The organism is Azohydromonas aeria (assembly GCF_009760915.1).
Taxonomy (GTDB): domain Bacteria; phylum Pseudomonadota; class Gammaproteobacteria; order Burkholderiales; family Burkholderiaceae_C; genus Azohydromonas; species Azohydromonas aeria.
On sequence record NZ_VIDQ01000020.1, the window covers coordinates 84,714 to 104,324 of the forward strand.

The 19,611-nt window shown below is 71.7% G+C and carries 17 protein-coding genes; 10 read left to right on the forward strand and 7 right to left on the reverse strand.

The genetic code is table 11. The annotated features are described in order from the left end of the window. Positions 1-734: 734 nt before the first annotated feature. The 6 genes from FJ694_RS14245 to dsdA form a co-directional block, all read right to left on the reverse strand. A complete protein-coding gene (locus tag FJ694_RS14245; RefSeq protein ID WP_157267908.1) occupies positions 735-1,856 on the reverse strand; it encodes a glycoside hydrolase family 43 protein in 1,122 nt (373 codons plus the stop codon). A gap of 110 nt (positions 1,857-1,966) precedes the next feature. Further along, a complete protein-coding gene (locus tag FJ694_RS14250; RefSeq protein ID WP_157267909.1) occupies positions 1,967-3,214 on the reverse strand; it encodes an MFS transporter in 1,248 nt (415 codons plus the stop codon). Between the two features lie 166 nt (positions 3,215-3,380). Continuing rightward, positions 3,381-4,514 (reverse strand): NAD(P)/FAD-dependent oxidoreductase, encoded by a 1,134-nt coding sequence (locus FJ694_RS14255; protein ID WP_157267910.1) that lies wholly within the window; start codon positions 4,512-4,514, stop codon positions 3,381-3,383. 18 nt (positions 4,515-4,532) lie between these two features. Then, positions 4,533-6,062 (reverse strand): amidase, encoded by a 1,530-nt coding sequence (locus tag FJ694_RS14260; protein WP_157267911.1) that lies wholly within the window; start codon positions 6,060-6,062, stop codon positions 4,533-4,535. Positions 6,063-6,182: 120 nt separating this feature from the next. Continuing rightward, complete coding sequence (locus FJ694_RS14265; RefSeq protein ID WP_157267912.1) at positions 6,183-7,163, reverse strand: Bug family tripartite tricarboxylate transporter substrate binding protein; 981 nt, start codon at positions 7,161-7,163, stop codon at positions 6,183-6,185. Between the two features lie 50 nt (positions 7,164-7,213). Beyond that, positions 7,214-8,590 (reverse strand): D-serine ammonia-lyase, encoded by a 1,377-nt coding sequence (dsdA, locus tag FJ694_RS14270; protein WP_157267913.1) that lies wholly within the window; start codon positions 8,588-8,590, stop codon positions 7,214-7,216. A gap of 102 nt (positions 8,591-8,692) precedes the next feature. On the opposite strand from dsdA, the gene FJ694_RS14275 reads away from it, so the two are divergent. From FJ694_RS14275 to FJ694_RS14300, 6 genes are all read left to right on the forward strand, one after another. After that, a complete protein-coding gene (locus FJ694_RS14275) occupies positions 8,693-9,664 on the forward strand; it encodes a LysR substrate-binding domain-containing protein (RefSeq protein WP_157267914.1) in 972 nt (323 codons plus the stop codon). 102 nt (positions 9,665-9,766) lie between these two features. Continuing rightward, positions 9,767-11,125 (forward strand): class II 3-deoxy-7-phosphoheptulonate synthase, encoded by a 1,359-nt coding sequence (locus tag FJ694_RS14280; RefSeq protein WP_157267915.1) that lies wholly within the window; start codon positions 9,767-9,769, stop codon positions 11,123-11,125. 175 nt (positions 11,126-11,300) lie between these two features. Next, positions 11,301-11,609 carry a 4a-hydroxytetrahydrobiopterin dehydratase gene (locus FJ694_RS14285; RefSeq protein WP_157267916.1) on the forward strand — a complete coding sequence of 103 codons (309 nt, stop codon included), beginning with the start codon at positions 11,301-11,303 and terminating at the stop codon, positions 11,607-11,609. Between the two features lie 16 nt (positions 11,610-11,625). Next, entirely contained in the window at positions 11,626-12,528 is a 903-nt protein-coding gene (phhA, locus tag FJ694_RS14290) for a phenylalanine 4-monooxygenase (RefSeq protein WP_157267917.1), read from the forward strand. Next, positions 12,525-13,232 carry an SDR family NAD(P)-dependent oxidoreductase gene (locus FJ694_RS14295; protein WP_157267918.1) on the forward strand — a complete coding sequence of 236 codons (708 nt, stop codon included), beginning with the start codon at positions 12,525-12,527 and terminating at the stop codon, positions 13,230-13,232. Before phhA ends, FJ694_RS14295 begins: the two co-directional genes overlap by 4 nt. Before the next feature lie 59 nt (positions 13,233-13,291). Continuing rightward, entirely contained in the window at positions 13,292-14,275 is a 984-nt protein-coding gene (locus FJ694_RS14300; protein WP_157267919.1) for a 2-dehydropantoate 2-reductase, read from the forward strand. 9 nt (positions 14,276-14,284) lie between these two features. On the opposite strand, the gene FJ694_RS14305 is transcribed toward FJ694_RS14300, so the two are convergent. Continuing rightward, complete coding sequence (locus tag FJ694_RS14305; protein WP_157267920.1) at positions 14,285-15,217, reverse strand: LysR family transcriptional regulator; 933 nt, start codon at positions 15,215-15,217, stop codon at positions 14,285-14,287. Between the two features lie 134 nt (positions 15,218-15,351). Between FJ694_RS14305 and FJ694_RS14310 the strand changes: the two genes are divergently transcribed. The 4 genes from FJ694_RS14310 to FJ694_RS14325 form a co-directional block, all read left to right on the forward strand. After that, a complete protein-coding gene (locus tag FJ694_RS14310; RefSeq protein ID WP_157267921.1) occupies positions 15,352-16,287 on the forward strand; it encodes a hydroxymethylglutaryl-CoA lyase in 936 nt (311 codons plus the stop codon). A 98-nt stretch (positions 16,288-16,385) separates the two neighbouring features. Beyond that, a complete protein-coding gene (locus tag FJ694_RS14315) occupies positions 16,386-17,546 on the forward strand; it encodes a CaiB/BaiF CoA transferase family protein (RefSeq protein ID WP_157267922.1) in 1,161 nt (386 codons plus the stop codon). Between the two features lie 37 nt (positions 17,547-17,583). Beyond that, on the forward strand, positions 17,584-18,561 hold the full coding sequence (locus tag FJ694_RS14320; protein ID WP_232540030.1) for a tripartite tricarboxylate transporter substrate binding protein: 978 nt from the start codon (positions 17,584-17,586) through the stop codon (positions 18,559-18,561). Positions 18,562-18,933: 372 nt separating this feature from the next. Then, positions 18,934-19,611 (forward strand): 4-hydroxyphenylpyruvate dioxygenase family protein (locus FJ694_RS14325; RefSeq protein ID WP_198320832.1); only part of this gene is annotated, 678 nt, incomplete at its 3' end.

The following is a 19,611-nucleotide window of genomic DNA, read 5'->3' on the forward strand; positions in this document are numbered from 1 at the left end:
TTCAGGTGACTCCTTGGGGCTTTTGCGGCTCGGCATAGGTGACCAGGAAGCGGTGCGGGATAGTAACCTGAGCCTGCCCCGCCGGCCGTTGCGCCGGCACCTCGCCGGGCTTGATTGCCGTCTTGAAGCAACGACGCCGCGTTGTGTCTTCTTTAGCTGACGCTTTAAGCCCTTTAATACCTTTAGGTGCCGAAAATCCCAAGCAGGACAGGCACTTGCCTCATGCAAGGTGCCCTTTCATGGGACGCATGGTGACCGTCCATGGGAGTTCAGGTGTGTGGACATGGGAAACCGGTGACCATTCCTGGGAGTTCAGGTTTCTGGATATGGGAGCCAGGTGACCATTCATGGGAGCGCCGATGCCAGCCCCTGTGGAAAAGGTCGCGCGAGGCGCCCAGGTGACCATTCATGGGTGCTGGCCAAGGTGACCATTCCTGGGAGCCGAAGACCCCTTTCCCGTCGCCGGGCGCCCAGCCGCGGCCTCGGCGCCGCTGCCTCCGCCGGGCGTTCGCTGCGAGGGCACCGCTGCGGCTCGCCAGATCCACATGGGTGACCAGTCATGGGACATAGGACGGGTGACCAGCCATGGGACGCCGAATGCCGGCACCGGTGCCGCCACGGCCTTCCGCCGCATCCGGACGCCACACGGGCGCTCAGGTGACCGGTTATGGGACTTGCGCGGCCTGCGCTTCCCATATCGGGTCACCGTTGCGGCGGTTTGGCGGTCACGGCGCTCAGGGCCGCAAGGCGGTGGGCGTGCCCGAGGGCTCGGCCAGCGCCACGCCGGCCTGGACGGGACGGCCGAACCGCGGCAGGCCGTCGGCGCTCCACGCGAAGGGCTGCGCGCGCACGCTGCGGTTGAGCCAGCCGCCGCCGCTGTGGTCGATGGCGTGGTAGACGATCCAGTCCTGCAGTCCGTCGGGCGACTTCACGAACGAGTTGTGGCCGGGCCCGTACACGCCCGCTGCCGGCCGTTTCACGAACACCGGCGTGTCGTGCTTGCTCCAGGCGGCGGCGTCGAGGATGTTGCCCCCGGAAAAGCTCAGCAGGCCGAGCTTGTAGTCGTCGCTCCAGCTGGCGCTGGCGGAGTAGACGATGTGGATGCGTCCGTCGCGTTGCAGGACCGCCGGACCCTCCACCAGCGGTGCCTCCACCGACTCCCAGGCCCGGTCCGGCGCGGCGATCTCGTGGCGCTCGCCGCTGATGGTCAGCGGATCGCTCATCGGCGCGATGTAGAGCACCTGCGGGAAGGCATCGCCGTCCTTGCGCCAGCCCGACCAGACGAAGTAGAGCCGTCCCGCGCTCTCCAGGGCGATGCCGTCGATGGCGTAGCGGTCGGTGGGCGGGGCCAGCTTGCCCTTGAAGGCGTAGGCGCCCTGGGCGTCGCCGACGGGTCCTTCCAGCACGTACATGCGGTGGTTCGCGATCACGCCGTCGCTGGCGGCGAAGTACACGTACCAGCGCCCGCGCAGGTACTGCAGCTCCGGCGCCCACACCTGCTGGCTGTAGGTGGTGCCGGGCGGCGGGGTCCAGATGGTGACCATCGGCGCGGTGCCGATGTCCTGCAGCCGCCGCGCCTTGGCGATGCCGATGGCGCCGCCGGGCAGGGTGCGGCAGTAGTGGTAGTAGCCGTCGCGGAAGACGACCGAGGGGTCGGGCGAGCCCATGCCGGGCGTGGCGGCGACGATCGGGTTGACCAGTGCGTGCTCGCTGGAGGCGGCCAGGGCGAACTGGGTTTCGGCGGCCGCGTATCCGGAAGGCGCGGGCCCGGTGGCCGGGCTGTCGCCGCCGCCCCCGCATCCCGCGAGGGAGGCGGCGAGCGCGACGGCCAGGGGCAGATGTCGGAACTTGAGCATGCCCGGGCCATCGGCCGCGCTTGGACCGGGCTGAAGCGGGCTGCCGCCGCCCGCGTGACAAAGGGCACGTCAATACCGGTAGCGGCCTGGAGGGCCGCGCCGCGGGCGGCTCAGCGCTGCCAGGCGGCGCCGCGGCGCCGGGCATGGCGCTCGTGCAGCAGCGCGGCGGCGAACACCACCATGCCGCCCAGCGCCAGCAGCGTGCCGACGTGGCCGGTGGCGGTCCAGCCCAGGCCGGCGGCGATGGCGATGCCGCCCAGCCAGGCGCCCAGCGCGTTGGCGATGTTGAAGGCCGAGTGGTTGAGCGCCGCCGACAGCGTCTGCGCCTCGCCGGCCACGTCCATGAGCCGGATCTGCAGCGCCGGCGCGATCGCCACGATGGTGCCCAGCAGGAACACGCTGACCGAGGCCGTGACGACGGACTGCGCCATGATCGAGAAGGTGCCCAGCACCAGCACGTTCCACAGCAGCAGCCCGGCGATCGTGCGCTGCAGCGAGCGGTCGGCCAGGCGCGAGCCGGCCAGGTTGCCCACCACCATGCCAAGGCCGAACAGGGCCAGCACCAGCGGCATGGCATCCGGCGACAGGCCCGCCGTCTCGATCAGCGTCGGCTTGATGTAGCTGAACACGGCGAACATGCCGCCGAAGCCGATGGCGCCGATGCCCAGCGTCAGCCACACCTGCGGCCGCGCCAGCGCGCCGAGTTCGCGCAGCGGGCTGGCACCGCGCGGCGGCTGCAGCTCGGGCACGCCGCGGCGGATCAGCACGCACGCCAGCACCGCGATGGCGCCGACGAGGATGAAGGCCGCGCGCCAGCCCAGGTGCTGGCCCAGCCAGGCGGCGATGGGCACGCCCACCAGCGTCGCGCTGGTCAGCCCTGACATCACCAGCCCCACCGCGCTGGCGCGCCGGTCCGGCGGCGCCAGCGACGCCGCGACCAGCGCCGCCACGCCGAAGTAAGTACCGTGCGGCAACCCGGCCACGAAGCGCAACAGGCTCAGCGACGCGTAGCTCGGCGCCAGCGCGCTGGCCAGGTTGCCGGCGGCAAACAGCGCCATCAGCGCCAGCAGCAGCGCGCGTCGCGGCCAGCCCGCAGCCAGCACCGCCAGCACCGGCGCGCCCAGCACCACGCCCAGCGCGTAGGTGCTGATGACGTGGCCGGCTTGCGGAATGCTGATGTCCAGGTCCTGCGCCACCTCGGGCAGCAGTCCCATGATGACGAACTCGCCCGTGCCGATGGCAAAGCCGCCCACGCCCAGCGCCAGCACCGAGGGCCAGAACGCGCGCTCGTGCCGCGCCTGCACGGACCCGGCGGCGGATGGGCCGGGGGAAGGGGACGGCGGCGGAGCAGAGGACATGGAGGCAAGGCAGTGAGGATCGACGGCGAAGAGACGCCCGGACAGGCTGGGCGCCAACGTCGATCCAGTGTGCTGCGGTGCAGCAAATCCTTGCTGCACTAGGGTTTTCCCTTATTCGGATGCAGGTGGGTTGCGGGCGCGGCAGGCCCCCCTGCCATCGCGTCGGTCAGCGCAAGCGCTGCGGTGCCAGCTGCGACACGTCCAACCCTTCGCGCCGCAGCGCCTCGGGCAGCGGCTCGTCCAGCAGCAGGCTGCGCGCCAGCAGCGCCGCGCCGGGCGCGCTCTGGATGCCGTAGCCGCCCTGCGCGGCCAGCCAGAAGAAGCTGGCGCAGTCCGGGTCGCGGCCGATGACCATGTCCCCATCGGCCACGAAGGAGCGCAGCCCGGCCCAGGTGCGGCGCGGGCGGCGGATGGTGAGCGTCGTGGCCTCCTCGATGCGGTGGATGCCCAGCGCGATGTCGAACTCTTCGGGCACCACGTCGTGCGGCGCCACCGGGTCGGCATTGGCCGGCGAGCCCAGCAGTTGCCCGGCGTCGGGCTTGAAGTAATAGCTCTCGTCGATGCCCACCACCGCCGGCCAGCGGCTCGCGTCCACGCCATCGGGCGGCAGGAAGGTGAAGGCGCTGCGCCGCCGCGGCTCCAGCCCGATCGGGCGCACGCCGGCCAGTTGCGCCACCACGTCGGCCCAGGCGCCGGCCGCGTTGACGACATGCCGTGCCTGGAACGCCTCGCCATCGGCCAGCCGCAGCGTCCACAGTTCGCCTTCGCGCGACAGCGACGTGACTTCCGCGTCGTTGCGCACGCAGCCGCCCTGGCGGCGCAGCCCTTTCAGGTAGCCCTGGTGCAGCGCATGCACGTCGATGTCGCTGGCACCGTCCTCGGCCAGCCCGGCGGCGGTCGTCTCGGGACGCAGGCACGGCACCGCCGCCAGCATCTCCTCGCGCGACACCCGGCGCACGCCGCCGCCGCGCCCGGAGAGCTCGCGCCAGGTTGCCTCCAGCAGCGCGGCGTGTTCCGCGTCGGGCCGGGCCACGTGCAGCACGCCGCGCGGCGTGAGCAGCGGCTCGCCGCCGAACTCGGGCGGCGGCGCGTCGTAGAAATCCCGGCTGGCGCGCGTCAGCGCGCGGATGGCCGGCGTGCCGTAGCTCTGCATGTACAGCGCCGCCGAGCGCCCGGTGGTGTGGTAGCCCGGCTGGCTCTCGCGCTCCAGCAGCAGCACGGAGGCCCGCGCCGACAGCTCATGAGCGGCCGAGGCGCCGGCAATGCCGGCGCCGATCACGGCGAAGTCGAAACTCTGCATGTGGGTTGACTCCATGCATCAGACCGCCGATGCGCCCGCGCCGCCGGCGGCGCCACCGAAGATGGGCGGCGCCGTGACGATGGAGTCCAGCGCCGGCTGCGCCGGCCGCAGCCGCGACGCGTCGGGCACCGGCCGCCGCAGCGCCGGGATGTGAGTGAAGGCCTGTTCCATGGCGTGCGCCACGCCCAGCGTGTGGCGGTCGGCGCGGAAGCGCCCGACGACCTGCAGCCCGAAGGGCAGGCCGGCCTGGTCGGTACCGCAGGGCAGGCTCAGCGACGGGTGCGTGGTCAACGTCGTCACGTAGGTCAGCGACAGCCAGCGGTAGTAGTTCTCCTGCGCCTTGCCGTTGATGGTGGCCGCGTGCGGCTCGGTCCAGGGGAAGGGCGACACCGGCGTGGTCGGCGCCAGGATCACGTCCACGTCGCGGAACGCGGCCTGGAAGCGCGCCAGCAGCCGCGTCTGCTCGGCCTGGGCCCAGGCACAGTCCAGCAGGCGCATGGCCGCGCCCATCTCGTAGTTGGCGCGCGGGTTCGGGCCCAGGCTCATCGGATCGCGCTCGTAGGCCTCGCGCATGCCGGCGACGAAGGCCTCGGCGCGCAGCACGTCGAAGCAGCGGTGCACCTCGCCCAGGTCCAGCGCCAGCGGCTCGCAGCTGCGGAACAGGCCCTTCATGGCCGCGACCTTGTCGCGGAACACGGCGCGGATGCCGTCGTCCACTTCGCAGGCGCCGAAGTCCTCGGTGAAGCCCACGCGCAGCTGCCCCAGGTCCACTTCCTGGGGGTGCAGGAAGCTCAGCGGGTCGAGCTCGTAGGTGAGCGGGTCGGTGGCGGAGAGCCCGGCCGTGGCGGCGAGCTGCAGGCAGGCGTCGGCCACCGTGCGGCCCATAGGGCCGACCACGGAGAGCGGCGTCCAGCCCAGCGGCTTGCGCGAGCTCGGCACCAGCCCCGGCGAGGGCCGGAAGCCGACCACGCCGCACTTGGCCGCCGGGATGCGCAGCGAGCCGCCGGTGTCGGAGCCGGTGCACACCGGCAGCAGGTCCAGCGCCAGCGCCGCGGCGGAGCCGCCCGAGGAGCCGCCGGCATTGAGGCGGTTGTCGAAGGGGTTGCCGGTGGCGCCCCAGACCGGGTTGAAGCTGTTGGCGCCGGCGCCCATCTCGGGCACGTTGGTCTTGGCCGCGACGATGGCGCCGGCCGCGCGCAGCCGCGCCACGAGCACGTTGTCCTCGGCGGGCACGTTGGCGCGGTGGATGGGCGAGCCGTAGGTGGTCAGCAGCCCGGCCGTCTCCTCCAGGTCCTTCACGCCCAGCGGCAGCCCGTGCAGCAGGCCCAGCGGCTCGCCGCGCATGACGGCGGCCTCGGCGGCGCGGGCTTCCTCGCGGGCGCGCTCGAAGCAGGTGGCGGTCACGGCATTCACGAGCGGATTGACCGCCTCGATGCGCGCGATGCACGCCTCCAGCAGTTCGACCGGCGAGAGCTGCCGCGCGCCGATGCGCCGGCGCATTTCCACGGCGCTGAGCGAGGTGAGGGCGTGGATGTCGTGGGGGGTCATGGGTGGGTGTGCCAAATCTTGTGAAGTTGAAAAATCACCGTTCGGGCTGAGGTATCGAAGCCCACCGCACGGCGGGGGCCGTTCATCCTTCGATACCTCAGGACGAACGGAAACATCCAGTCAGTCCGCCGTGATGTGCGCCCGCTGCGCGGTCTCGCGCATCAGCGGCATTTCCTTCTGGATCAGCGCCTCGACCGCCGCGCCATTCTGGTAGCCCGGCTCGAAGCCGCTGGCCACCAGTTTGTCGCGCACTTCGGGCTGCGCCACCACGTCGGCCAGCGCTTTCTCCAGCCGCGCCTTCACCGCCGGCGGCAGGCCGCGCGGCGCCGCGACGGCGAGCCAGGTGTCGGCGTCCAGCATGTACCCGCTCTCGGCGAAGGTCGGCACGTTGGGCAGCAGTGCCGAGCGTCTGGCGGTGGTCACGGCAATCGCCTTCACCTTGTTGCCCTTGAGCTGCGGAATGGCCGCCGCGACGGTGTCCACCGCGAACGGCACCTGGCCGCCCATGAGGTCGGCCATGGCCGGCGCGCTGCCCTTGTAGGGCACGTGCATCAGCCGCGTGCCGGTCACGTGCCCCAGCAGCTCGCCGGTGAAGTGCGCCGTGGTGCCGTTGCCGAAGGACGCGTAGATCACCTGGCCGGGCGAGGCCTTGGCCAGCGCGACGAACTCCCGGGGGTTGTTGGCCGGAGCGTCCTTGTGCGCCAGCAGGATCAGCCCGGTGCGCGCCACCAGCCCCACCGGCTCGAAGCTCTTGACCGGGTCGTAGGGCAGCCTGGGCTGGATGGCCGGGTTCACCGTGAAGGTGGTGCCCGAGGTCACCAGCAGCGTGTGGCCGTCGGCCGGGGCCTTGGCGACGAGGCTGGCGCCGATGATCGTGCCGGCGCCGGCACGGTTGTCCGGCACCACCGGCTGGCCCAGCTGTGCCTCCAGCGCCTTGGCCAGCAGCCGCCCGGCCACGTCGGTGGCGCCGCCCGGCGGGAAGGGAATCACCAGCTGGATCGGCCGCGTCGGCCAGGCCGCCTGGGCCCAGGCGGGCGCCAGCGGCGCGGCAAGGGCCGCCACCGCGACGGCGGCATGGGCGAGGAAAGAGGTCTTCTTCATGGCAGCAGGGCTCCGGTGGGCAGGGGTGGATGGGAATCGGTGAAGGGGCATCAGCGCCCGGCGGCAGCCACGGCGCGCTCGCCGCGGGCCAGGAAGCGCGCGTACTCGTCGGGCGGCACGAACAGCCCGCCGGTGGTCCAGGCCACGTGCGTGGCGCCGGCCAGGTGCGCCCGCAGGCCGCGGCGCTCCAGCCACGCCTGGCCGGCAGCGGTGCCCAGCAGCATCGCCGGCCCGGAGAAGCCGGCCGCGGCCGAGGGCTCGATCTGCAGCCCTTCGGCGGCCTTTGCCAGCGCCAGGTGCCGGAACAGCGTCTCGTCCTCGACGGTGAAGACCCCGCCCAGCAGCGGCCCGGCCACGGCCGCCGCCAGCTCCGAGGCGCGCGGCACGGCCAGGCCGTCGGCCTCCGTGCGGTTGTCGAGGCCCACGTCATAGACGGACGGGTTGCCGCCGAGCCATCCGTAGCCCGGCGTGGTGGCGAGCATCTGCAGCAGGAAGCAGGGTGAGCGCGTGGGCTCGGCGAAGAAGCAGTGCACGTGCGGCCCGAAAGCCTGCGCCAGCCCCCAGGCGATGCCGCCCGGCGCGCCGCCCACGCCGCAGGGCAGGTACACGAAGAGCGGATGCTGCGCGTCCACGCGCCGGCCTGCCCCCTGGAGCTGTTGCGCCAGTCGCGGCGCCGCCGCCGCGTAGCCCAGGAACAGCGAGCGCGAGCGCTCGTCGTCCACGAAGTGCGCGTACGGGTCGGCCTGCGCCGCGCGGCGCCCGGCCGCCACCGCCTCGCCGTAGTCGCCGCTGTGCTCGACCACTTCCACGCCGCGCGCGCGCAGCCGGGCCTTCTTCCAGTCCTTGGCGTCGGCCGACATGTGCACCACGGCCTTGAAACCCAGCGCCGAGGCCATCACGCCGATGGCCAGGCCCAGGTTGCCGGTGGAGCCGACGGCGACCTGGTGCCGCGCGAACAGCGCGCGCGCCGGCGCCTCGGCCAGCACGCGGTAGTCGCCGTCCGGCGCCAGCAGCCCGTGGCGCAGCGCCAGCCCTTCCGCGTGCTCCAGCACCTCGTGGATGCCGCCGCGCGCCTTCACTGACCCGGCCACCGGCAGCCCGTGGTCGGCCTTGACGAAGAGGGCGCCATGTTCCGGCGACAGCCCCAGCGCCTGCTGCAGCGCGGGCACGGGCAGCAGCGGCGACTCGATCACGCCTTCGCCCTCGCGCAGCTCCGGAAACAGCCGCGCCAGCAGCGGCGCGAAGCGGCGCCAGCGCGCCACCGTCGCCTCCACATCAAGCGCGCTAATGCCCGCGTCTGCCGCCGGCACCGTGTCGCGCTTGGCGCCGGCAGCGGCCCACAGCACCGGCCGGCCGTCGCGCAGCGCCTGCAAATCGAAAGTGTCCGCGGCGCTGTTGTCAGAGGAGGAAGAAGGGCGGTTCGGCATGGGCGGCGGGGCGGTGGATCAGTGTTGCCATGGTGAGCGCCCGAAGCGGCCCGCACAACGCATTTATATTGCCCACGTCATTAGTTTCACTGGGGGCAAGGCGTGGATTCGAAGCTCTCTCCGTCGCTGCTTGCATGGTTGCGGTGCTTCGAGGCCGCGGCCCGGTGCATGAGCTTCACCCGGGCCGCCGCCGAGCTGTGCGTGACGCAGGGCGCGGTGAGCCAGCAGGTGAAACAGCTCGAAGGCTGGCTACAGCGGCCGCTGTTCCTGCGCAGCCCGCGCGCGCTGGTGCTCACGCCCGAAGGGCAGTGGCTGGCCACGGTGCTGCGCGAGTCGTTCCAGGCCATCGAAGGGACGCTGGCGCAGCTGCGCGTCCGGGCGCCGGCGGGGCCTTTCGCGCTGAGCTGCGACCCGTCCTTCGCCATGGGCTGGCTCACGCCGCGGCTGGGCGACTTCTTCCGCGCGCATCCCGAGGTGGGCCTGCGTGTCAGCGGCGAGTTCCACGCGTTGGACCGCGAGCGCATGGCACGCGACGACGTGGCCGCCGCGCTGCGCTACGACCTGGGCCGCTATGGGGATCTGCAGGCCACGCCCATCCTCGACGAGTGGCTGCTGCCGGTGGCCAGCCCCGCCTTCATGGCGGCAAACCCGCAGCTGCGCTCGCCTGCCGACCTGAGCGCGCCGCTGCTGTTGCACGACAGCAGTGCCTGGGCCGGTGCAGGCCCCTACGAGGAATGGTCGCAGTGGCTCGACGCCGCCGGCGTCGCCGTGCCGGCGCTGGAGCAGGGGCGGCATTTCAACCTGTCGCAGCTGGCGCTGGGCGCGGCGCTGGCGGGGCAGGGCATCGCCATGGGCCGCGCCGCGCTGGTGCTCGACGACCTGGAGAGTGGCCGGCTGGTGGCGCCCTTCGGCGCGCCGGTGCGATCCCGAGGCGCCTACCACTTCGTCACACCGCTGCAGCGCGACAGCGACCAATCCGCCCTGGTGCTGGCGTGGCTGCAGGCGCAGGCCGCGCAGTTCAGGGCACGGCGCGATGCGCTGCTGCAGGCGCTGCCGGCCGTGCGCACGGGGTGAGCGCACCACCCGGGCCGCATGCCCGCGTTCATTTGACGGGCGCACACTCCCGATCCCGCGCGCCGCCCGGGCGCGCGACGCAACCACCCACCGATCCGCACCATGACAAACACATCCTGGCACCCGGGGAGCTGGCAGCAGCGACCCGTGCGGCAACTGCCCGCCTACGCCGACGCCGCGGCGCTCGAACAGGCCCGGCGCCAGCTGGCGGCCCGGCCGCCGCTGATCTTTGCCGGCGAGGTCGCGGCGCTGCGCGAGCGGCTCGCCTCCGTGGCGCGCGGCGAAGCCTTTCTGCTGCAAGGGGGCGACTGCGCCGAGAGCTTCGACGAGCTGGGCGAGTCCGCCGTGCGCGACACCTTCCGCGTCATGCTGCAGATGGCGGTGGTGCTGACCTACGCGGCGCGCATGCCCGTGGTCAAGGTCGGGCGCATTGCCGGGCAGTTCGCCAAGCCGCGCTCCTCCGACACCGAGACCGTGGACGGCGTGACGCTGCCCTCCTACCGCGGCGACATCATCAACGGCGCCGAGTTCGAGTCCGACGTGCGCCGGCCCGACCCGCAACGGCTGCTCACCGCCTACAGCCACTCGGCCGCGACGCTCAACCTGCTGCGCGCCATGGCCCGCGGCGGCTATGCCGATCTGCACCAGGTGCACCGCTGGACGGCGGAGTTCGTGCGCCGCAGCCCGCAGGGCGCGCGCTTCGAGGAGCTGGCGGACCGCATCGCCGACGCGCTGGCCTTCATGGAAGCCTGCGGCTTCGACGCGGCGCGCTCGCCGCAGCTGCAGGAAGTCGAGTTCTACACCTCGCACGAGGCGCTGCACCTGCACTACGAGGAGGCGCTGGCGCGGCGCGACGAGGGCAGCGGGCGCTGGTACGGCGGCTCCGCGCACATGCTGTGGCTGGGCGAGCGCACGCGCGACGTGGCCGGCGCGCACGTCGAATTCCTGCGCGGTCTCGACAACGTGCTGGGCGTCAAGCTTGGCCCCAACGCCCAGCCCGACGACGCGCTGCGCCTGCTCGATGCGCTCGACCCCGACGCCGTGCCGGGGCGCATGGTGCTCATCAGCCGCATGGGCGCCGACCAGGTGGCGCAGCGGCTGCCGGCCCTCGTGCGCGCGGTGCGCGATGCCGGGCGGCGCGTGGTCTGGTGCTGCGACCCGATGCACGGCAATACCGTGACCACCGCCAACGGCTTCAAGACGCGCGATTTCAATCGCATCCTCCAGGAGGTGCGCGAGTTCTTCGCGGTGCACGCGGGCGAGGGCACGCACGCCGGCGGGCTGCATTTCGAGATGACGGGGCAGGACGTCACCGAGTGCCGCGGCGGCGCGCAGGCGCTCACCGACGACCACCTCGCCGCGCGCTACCGCACCGCCTGCGACCCGCGCCTCAACGGCTCGCAGAGCCTGGAGGTGGCGTTCCTGGTGGCCGACATGCTGCGTTCGCGCTTGACCCCCTGACACCCGCGCGCCGTCCGGTCTCCTGAAAGCCTGGAGACGCAGGAATCCTGCGTCCCGCCCGGCATTGCGAGGCCAATTAGCCGCAAAACTGCGCGCCGCTGTTCCTACAGTCCTGCCTTGACACAAGGCAAGGCGGGCCGGTTGCCGGACCGTGAAGACTGAAGGAGACAGCGGCATGAAAAAGCTCGACGACCAGGACATCCGCGCGCTGCGCGAGGCGCTGCCCGCGTGGCGCTTCGACGCGCAGCGCGGCGGCACGATCACCCGGGAATTCCGCTTCGCGGATTTCGCGCAGGCCTTCGGCTTCATGGCGCAGGTGGCGCTGGCCGCCGAGCGCCTGAACCACCACCCGGAGTGGTCCAACGTGTACGACCGCGTCACCGTCACGCTGACCACGCACGACGCGGGCGGGCTCTCGACCAACGACCTGGAGCTGGCCCGCTGCATCGAGCAGGCCTTCGCGCCCTTCCAGGCGCGCGCCTGAAGCCGGGAGGACAGACATGCAAGCCCAACTGCAAGCCCTGAACACCCGGCACGGCCTGGCGGCCGGCGAGGACGGCCGCCCCGAGCGCGCCGACTGGACCATCGACCAGGGCTGGGAGCGCTACACCGCCGCCGAGCACGGGGTGTGGAAGACGCTGTTCGAGCGCCAGACGAAGCTGCTGCCGGGCCGCGCCTGCGACGAGTTCGTGCGCGGCATGCGCGAGCTGCCGATCGGGCCGGATGAGATCCCGGACTTCCGCCGCCTCTCGGACGTGCTGATGCGGCGCACCGGCTGGCAGGTGGTGGCCGTGCCGGGCCTGGTGCCCGACGACGTGTTCTTCGAGCACCTGGCCAACCGGCGCTTCCCGTCGGGCCACTTCATCCGCAAGCCGCATGAGCTGGACTACCTGGAGGAGCCCGACGTCTTCCACGACGTCTTCGGCCACGTGCCCATGCTCATGAACCCGGCCATCGCCGACTACATCCAGGCCTACGGCGAGGGCGGGCTGCGCGCGCAGCGCCTGGGCCGGCTCACCAACCTGGCGCGGGTGTACTGGTACACGGTCGAGTTCGGGCTGCTGCGGCAGAAGGAGGGCCTGCGCATCTACGGCGCGGGCATCGCCTCCTCCAGCACCGAGAGCCTGTTTGCGCTGGACAGCGATTCGCCGAACCGGCTGCGCTTCGACCTGGAGCGCGTGATGCGCACGCGCTACCGCATCGACGACTTCCAGGAAAGCTACTTCGTCATCGACGACCTGGACCAGCTGCTGGAGCTCTCGCGCATCGACTTCGCGCCGCTGTACGAGCGCATGGACGCCGGCCCGGAATTCGAGCCGGGCGACGTGCTGCCTGGCGACCACGTCATCACCCGCGGCAGCGGCGAACATCACGCGGGCCGTCCGAAAGGAGCGCTGAAATGAACGACGGACAACGACGCGTGGTGCTGATCACCGGCGCCGCCGGCAACCTGGGGCGCGCGCTGGCGCAAGTCTTCAGGGCCCGGGGCGACGCGCTGGTGCTGGCGGACCGCTCGCGGGAGGCGCTGGAAGCGGCCTTCGGCGCGGAGTCCGAGGGGCAAATGCTCGCCGGCGTGGACCTGCTCGACCAGGCCGCGGTGACGGCGCTGGCCGCGTCGGCGCTGGAACGTTTCGGGCGCATCGACGTGCTGTGCAACGTGGCCGGCGGCTTTCGCATGGGCGAGGCGGTGCACGAGACCGGCGACGGCACCTGGGATTTCCTGTTCGACCTGAATGCCCGCAGCGTCCTGCATGCCTCGCGCGCGGTGGTGCCGCACATGCTGGCGCGGGGTGGCGGCAAGGTGGTCAACGTCGGCGCCTTCAGCGCACAGAGGGGCGTGGCGCAGATGGGCGCCTACACGGCGTCGAAGGCCGTGGTGGCGCGGCTGACCGAGGCCATGGCGGCGGAGCTGCGCACGCGCGGCATCAACGTCAACTGCGTGCTGCCCACCATCATCGACACGCCGGAGAACCGCCAGGCCATGCCCGATGCCGACCCGGCGCAGTGGGTGGCGCCGGCGGACCTGGCGCAGGTCATCGCCTTCCTGGCCTCCGACGCGGCGCGGGCCGTGCACGGCGCGGCCGTGCCGGTGACGGGACTGTCGTGACGACCGTGGGTGTCCCGGGGCCTCAACGACAATCTTCGTCAGGCCAAGGAGACCACCCAATGAAGGTATGCATCGTGGGCGCCGGCGCGATCGGCGGGTTCATCGGCACGCGGCTGGCCGCGGCCGGGCGGGCGCAGGTCAGCGCCGTGGCGCGCGGCGCCACGCTGGCGGCGCTGCGCGAGCACGGCTGGCGCCTGGACACGGCGCAGGGCCGCGTCACGGCGCCGTGTCCGGACGCCAGCGACCGGGCCGAGGACCTGGGCGTGCAGGACCTGGTCGTCATCGCCGTGAAGGGGCCGGCGCTGACGGCGGTGGCACAGGGCATCGCACCGCTGCTGGGCCCGGACACGCTGGTGCTGCCGGCGATGAACGGCGTGCCCTGGTGGTTCTGCCAGGGCCTGCCCGGCTTCGAGGCGCCGTTGCACAGCGTGGACCCGGGCGGCGTCGTCGCGCGCAGCATCCCGTTCGAGAGCGTGATCGGCTGCGTGGTGCATGCCAGCACCTCCACGCCGGAGCCGGGCCTGGTGCGGCACCGCATGGGCGACGGCCTGATCGTGGGCGAGCCGCGCGGCGGCCGCAGCGAGCGCGTGCGGGCCGTGGCGGACCTGCTCGCGCACGCCGGCTTTGCCGTCACGCACTCGGCCGACGTGCGCCACGACGCTTGGTACAAGCTCTGGGGCAACCTGACCATGAACCCGGTGAGCGCCATCACCGGCGCCACCATCGACCGGCTGCTGGCCGACCCGCTGGTGCGCGAGTTCTGTTCCGCCGCCATGCGCGAGGCCGCGGCCATCGGCGAGCGCATCGGCTGCGCGATCAACCAGGGCGCCGAGGATCGCCACGCCGTCACGGCCAAGCTGGGCGCCGTCAAGACCTCGATGCTGCAGGACGTGGAGGCTGGCCGGCCCATCGAGCTCGACGCCATCGTCGGCGCCGTGCACGAGATCGGCCAGCGCCTGGACCTGCCCACGCCCGCCATCGGCGCGCTGCTGGGGCTCACGCGGCTGTTCGGGCGCGTGCACGGGCTGTATCCGCAGGGCTGATGCGGCGCGCTACGGGCTTGGCGCCGGCGGCGGCGTCTGGCCTGGCAGCGCCCGTGCGTGCAGGTACTCCACCATGCGCCGTGCCGCCGGTTGAAGGGCATCGAAGTCGCGGAAACAGACCACGAAGCGGCGCAGCGCCCAAGCATCGGACAGCGGCACGAGCCGGATGCCCAGCATCGGCCCGTAGCGCGTGCCGACCTGCGTCGGGATGACGCTGATGCCCAGTCCCGCCGCCACCACGCGCAGCGCGGCGTCGAAGTTCGACACGATCGCCCGGTACGCCAGCGCCTCGCCACAGCGGGCCGCGGCCTGGCGCAGCATGGCGTTCACGGCCGAGGAAGGCGGCAGGCCCACGTGCTCGTAGGGCAGCGCCTGCTCGAAGCGCAGCGACGCCTCGGCAGCCAGTGGGTGCCCGGGATGCACGGCCAGTGCGAGCTGGTCGGTGTGATAGGGCCGGTGCTGCAGCCCGCCCAGGTCCACGCTGTCCCAGCACACACCCACGCTCGCGCTGCCCTCGCGCAGCGCCCGCACGATGTCGCGCGAGAGCTGCTCCTCGATATCCACCTTGATGTCGCGATGCTGCGGCTCGCGCATGAAGGCCGCCACGTCGTCGAGCAGCGCTTCTGCGATGGCGGAAGCCGAGGCTGCCAGCCGCACGTGTCCCCGCATGCCGCCGGACAGCGCCGCCACGTCCTGTTCGATGCGCTCCAGCGTGAACAGCAGCGAGCGGGCGTGCTCCAGCAGCGCCTCGCCCGCTGGCGTGGGTGCCACGCCGCGGCGCCCGCGCATGAGCAGCGGCGTGCCCAGCTGCGCTTCCAGCAGCGCGATGCGCTTACTGATGGCCGAGGGTTCGATGTGTTCCTGCTCCGCCGCGCGCTTGATGTTCTGGTGATCGCACACCGCGACCAGTAGCCGCAGGCTTTTCACGTCCAGATCCTTCATCAAGCCATTGTGGCATCCAGGCGTTCCGATATGGAATCTTGGGGCTGCCGAAATACCACTTGTAGCTGATCACGGAATGCCTAAAGTTGGCTTCATCGCCTGCACAGACAGGCCTTGATCCGGAGACAAGCCCCATGAGCACCTACCCCAAGTCCGCGGTGATCCGAGAGGTCGGCCTGCGCGATGGCCTGCAGAGCATTCCGGTGACGCTGCCCACGTCGCGCAAGATCGAGTGGATCCAGGAGGCTTATGCCGCCGGCCAGCGCGAGATCGAGGTGGGCTCCTTCGTGCCGGCGAAGCTGTTGCCGCAGCTGGCCGACACCGGCGAGATGGTGGCCTTCGCCAGGACGCTGCCGGGGCTGCGGGTGTCGGTGCTGGTGCCCAACCTGAAGGGCGCGGAGAAGGCGATCGAGTCCGGCGCGGACCTGCTGCTGGTGCCGCTGTCCGCAAGCCACGCCCACAGCCTGGCCAACCTGCGCAAGACGCCCGACGAGGTCGTGGCCGAGGTGGGGCGCATCCGCGCCGCGCGCGACGCCGCGGGCAGCAGCACGCTGATCGAGGGCGGCATCGGCACCGCCTTCGGCTGCACGCTGCAGGGCCGCGTTGAGGTGTCCGAGGTGCTGCGCTGCATGCAGGCGCTGCTCGATGCCGGGTGCGACCGCGTGAGCATCGCCGACACCGTGGGCTACGCCGACCCGCGCAGCGTGCGCGAGCTCTTCGCCCGGGCGCGCGCCATCGCCGGCGAGCGCCTCTGGTGCGGCCACTTCCACGACACGCGCGGCCTGGCGCTGGCCAACGTGGCAGCGGCGCTGGAGACCGGCGTGAACCGCTTCGACGCCACGCTGGCCGGCATCGGCGGCTGTCCGCATGCGCCGGGCGCCAGCGGCAATGCGTCCTCGGAAGACCTGGCGTTCATGCTCGAAGCGATGGGCATCGCCACGGGCATCGACATCGACGCGCTGCTGGCGCTGCGCGCCAAGGTGGCCGGCTGGCTCGACGGGCAGGCGCTGCACGGCACGCTGTGGCGCGCCGGGCTGCCCAAGACGTTCAAGAGCGCCATCGCGGCGTGACCGATACCGCTCCCGGACAGGCCGGCGCCCTGCGCTCGCGCCTGCCCGGGGACCGCCTGGATGCCCGCCTGCGCGGGCATGACGAAAGCTGTAGTTCCATGAGCAACCAACCTGCATCCACCGGCCTGCCGCTCGAAGGCTTGCGCGTCGTCGAGTTCACCCACATGGTCATGGGCCCGACCTGCGGCATGATCCTGGCCGACCTGGGCGCCGAGGTCGTCAAGATCGAGCCGCCCGGCGGCGACAAGACGCGCAACCTGCCGGGCCTCGGGATCGGCTTCTTCCGCAGCTTCAACCGCAACAAGAAGAGCGTCGTTCTCGACATCAACACGGCTGAAGGCCACGCCACGGCGCTGGAGCTCATCGGCCAGTGCGACGTGATGCTGGAGAACTTCCGGCCCGGCCTGATGGCGAAGCTGGGCCTGGACTACGCCTCGCTGTCGGCGAGGTATCCCCACCTCATCTACGTCTCCCACAAGGGCTTCCTGCCCGGGCCGTACGAAAAGCGGCTGGCGCTCGACGAGGTCGTGCAGAACATGGCAGGCCTGACCTACATGACCGGCCCCAAGGGCCGGCCGCTGCGCGCGGGCACCTCGGTGAACGACATCATGGGCGGCATGTTCGGCGCCATCGGCGTGCTGGCGGCGCTGCAGGAGCGGCACCGCACGGGCAAGGGCCAGGAGATCCAGAGCGCGCTGTTTGAGAATTGCGTGCTGCTGGCCTCGCAGCACATGCAGCAGTTCCTGATGACCAACGAGCCGGCGCCGCCGATGCCTTCGCGCGTGTCGGCCTGGAGCGTGTACGACGTGTTCACGCTGGCCGACGAGGAGCAGCTCTTCATCGGGGCGGTCAGCGACAAGCAGTTCCAGACGCTGTGCCGCGTCATCGACCGGCCCGACCTGGCCGACGACCCGGCGCTGGCCACCAACGCGCAGCGCGTGGCGGTACGGCCGCAACTGCTGGCGCAACTGGGCGAGACGCTCGGGCACCACCACGTGGCCGACCTGGTGCCGGCGCTGGAGGCGGCCGGGCTTCCCTACGCGCCCATCGTGCGGCCCGACCAGCTCGTCAACGATCCGCACCTGATCGAGTCCGGCGGCCTGGTGGACATGCCCACCGACGACGGCCGCACCACCAAGGCCGTGCTGCTGCCGCTGCTCATGGGCGAGCGGCGCCTGGGCGTGCGGCACGCGCTGCCCAAGGTCGGCGAGCACACGGAAGAGATCCTTGCCCGCTTGGCGAACGAGACGGCCCGGTAAGCCGCGACGCCCACATCCACCGCTTCAGGAGACAGACATGCGAATTTCGATGGGGCGCCGCGCCCTCGTGGCCGGTGCGGCCGCTGCACTTGCCCTTGGCGCACTGCCCGCGCTGGCGCAGAACGACAAGCCGCTGCGCGTGATCCTGCCGGTGAGTACCGGCTCGGGCGTGGACGCGATCATGCGCGCCATCGGCCCCGCGTTCTCCAGGGCGCTGGGCCAGCCGGTGGTGATCGAGAACCTGCCCGGGGCTGGCGGCCTCACCGGCACGCAGGCCATCGTCAAGGCCGCGCCGGACGGGCAGACCATCGGTGTGGTGTCGAACAACCACGCGGTCAATCCCAGCATCTACAAGAAGATGCCCTTCGACTCGCTGGCCGACATCACCCCCATCACCGTGGGCGGCGCCACGCCCTTCGTGCTGGTCGCCAATGCCGAGCGGGTGCCGGCAAGGAACGTCAGGGAGCTCACCGCGCTGCTCAAGTCCAGGCCCGACGGCCTCAACTACGCCTCCTCGGGCAACGGCACCATCCTGCACCTGGCCACCGCCATGGTCCTGGACGAGGCCGGCGCCAAGGCGCTGCACGTGCCGTACAAGGGCGTGGGCCCGATGGTGACGGACCTGGTCGGCGGCCAGGTGGACTTCGGCGTGGCGTCGGTGCCTTCGGTGGTGGCGCACCTCAAGAGCGGCAAGCTGCGCGCCATCGGCGTCACGGGCAGGGAGCGCGTCGCCGCGCTGCCCGACGTGCCCACCGTGGCCGAGCAGGGCCTGCCTGACGTGGACGTGGCCGGCTGGTTCGCGCTGGTGGGGCCGGCCAGGCTGCCGGCCGAGCAGGTCAAGCGCATCTACAACGCCTTCGTCGCCGCGGCCGGCACGCCCGAGGTGAAGGAGGCGATGGAGAAGCAGGTGACCATCCTGAAGCCCATGACGCCCGAGGCCTCGGCGCAGTACTTCCGCACCGAGCAGGAGCGCTACGCCCGGATCGTGAAGAAGGCCAACGTCACGATGGAATGAGCAGGAACACGGGTCTCGCCATGCAAGCCCTGTCCACGTCCGCGACTCCCTCGATCGCGCTGCGCGAGGTGGGCCTGCGCGGTGGCCTGCAAGTCCTGAACCGGGCCGCGGCGCTTTGCCGGCGCTCACCCCGACGCCTACGCGGTGTTTGGCGCGGAAGGACGCGCGGCGGAGGAAGCCCGGCGACGCTACCCCTTTGAACTGGGCGCGCAGTGACGCGTCGGGACAGGACCGGCATGTGCGCCTTCGCGCTCTTCATCGGCGATCACCTCGCGCGCAGCGTGCGGGGCACCGCCTGCGCGCCGCCGGCGCAACGCGCCTGACCGACCGCACCTTCACGCCTTTCATCACAAGCGATTCCTGGAGATCACCATGACCGACCTCTTCGACAACCCGATGGGCCTGATGGGCTTCGAGTTCATCGAGTTCGCCTCGCCCACGCCCGGCGTCCTGGAGCCGATCTTCGAGAAGATGGGCTTTACCTTGGTGGCCAGGCACCGCTCCAAGGACGTGCTGCTCTACCGCCAGGGCGACATCAACTTCATCGTCAACAACGAGCCGAAAAGCGTCGCCGCGTACTTCGCCGCCGAGCACGGCCCGTCGGCCTGCGGCCTGGCCTTCCGGGTCAGGGATTCGCACAAGGCCTATGCCCGCGCGCTGGAGCTGGGCGCGCAACCGGTGGACATTCCCACCGGCCCGATGGAGCTGCGGCTGCCCGCGGTCAAGGGCATCGGCGGCGCGCCGCTGTACCTCATCGACCGCTTCGAGGACGGCAAGAGCATCTACGACATCGACTTCGAGTTCCTGCCCGGCGTGGAGCGTCACCCCGAGGGCTTCGGCTTCAAGGTCGTGGACCACCTCACGCACAACGTGTATCGCGGGCGCATGGCGTACTGGGCGGCCTTCTACGAGAAGCTCTTCAGCTTCCGCGAGATCCGCTACTTCGACATCCAGGGCGAGTACACCGGCCTGACCTCGAAGGCCATGACGGCGCCGGACGGGCTGATCCGCATCCCGCTCAACGAGGAATCGAAGCAGGGCGCCGGGCAG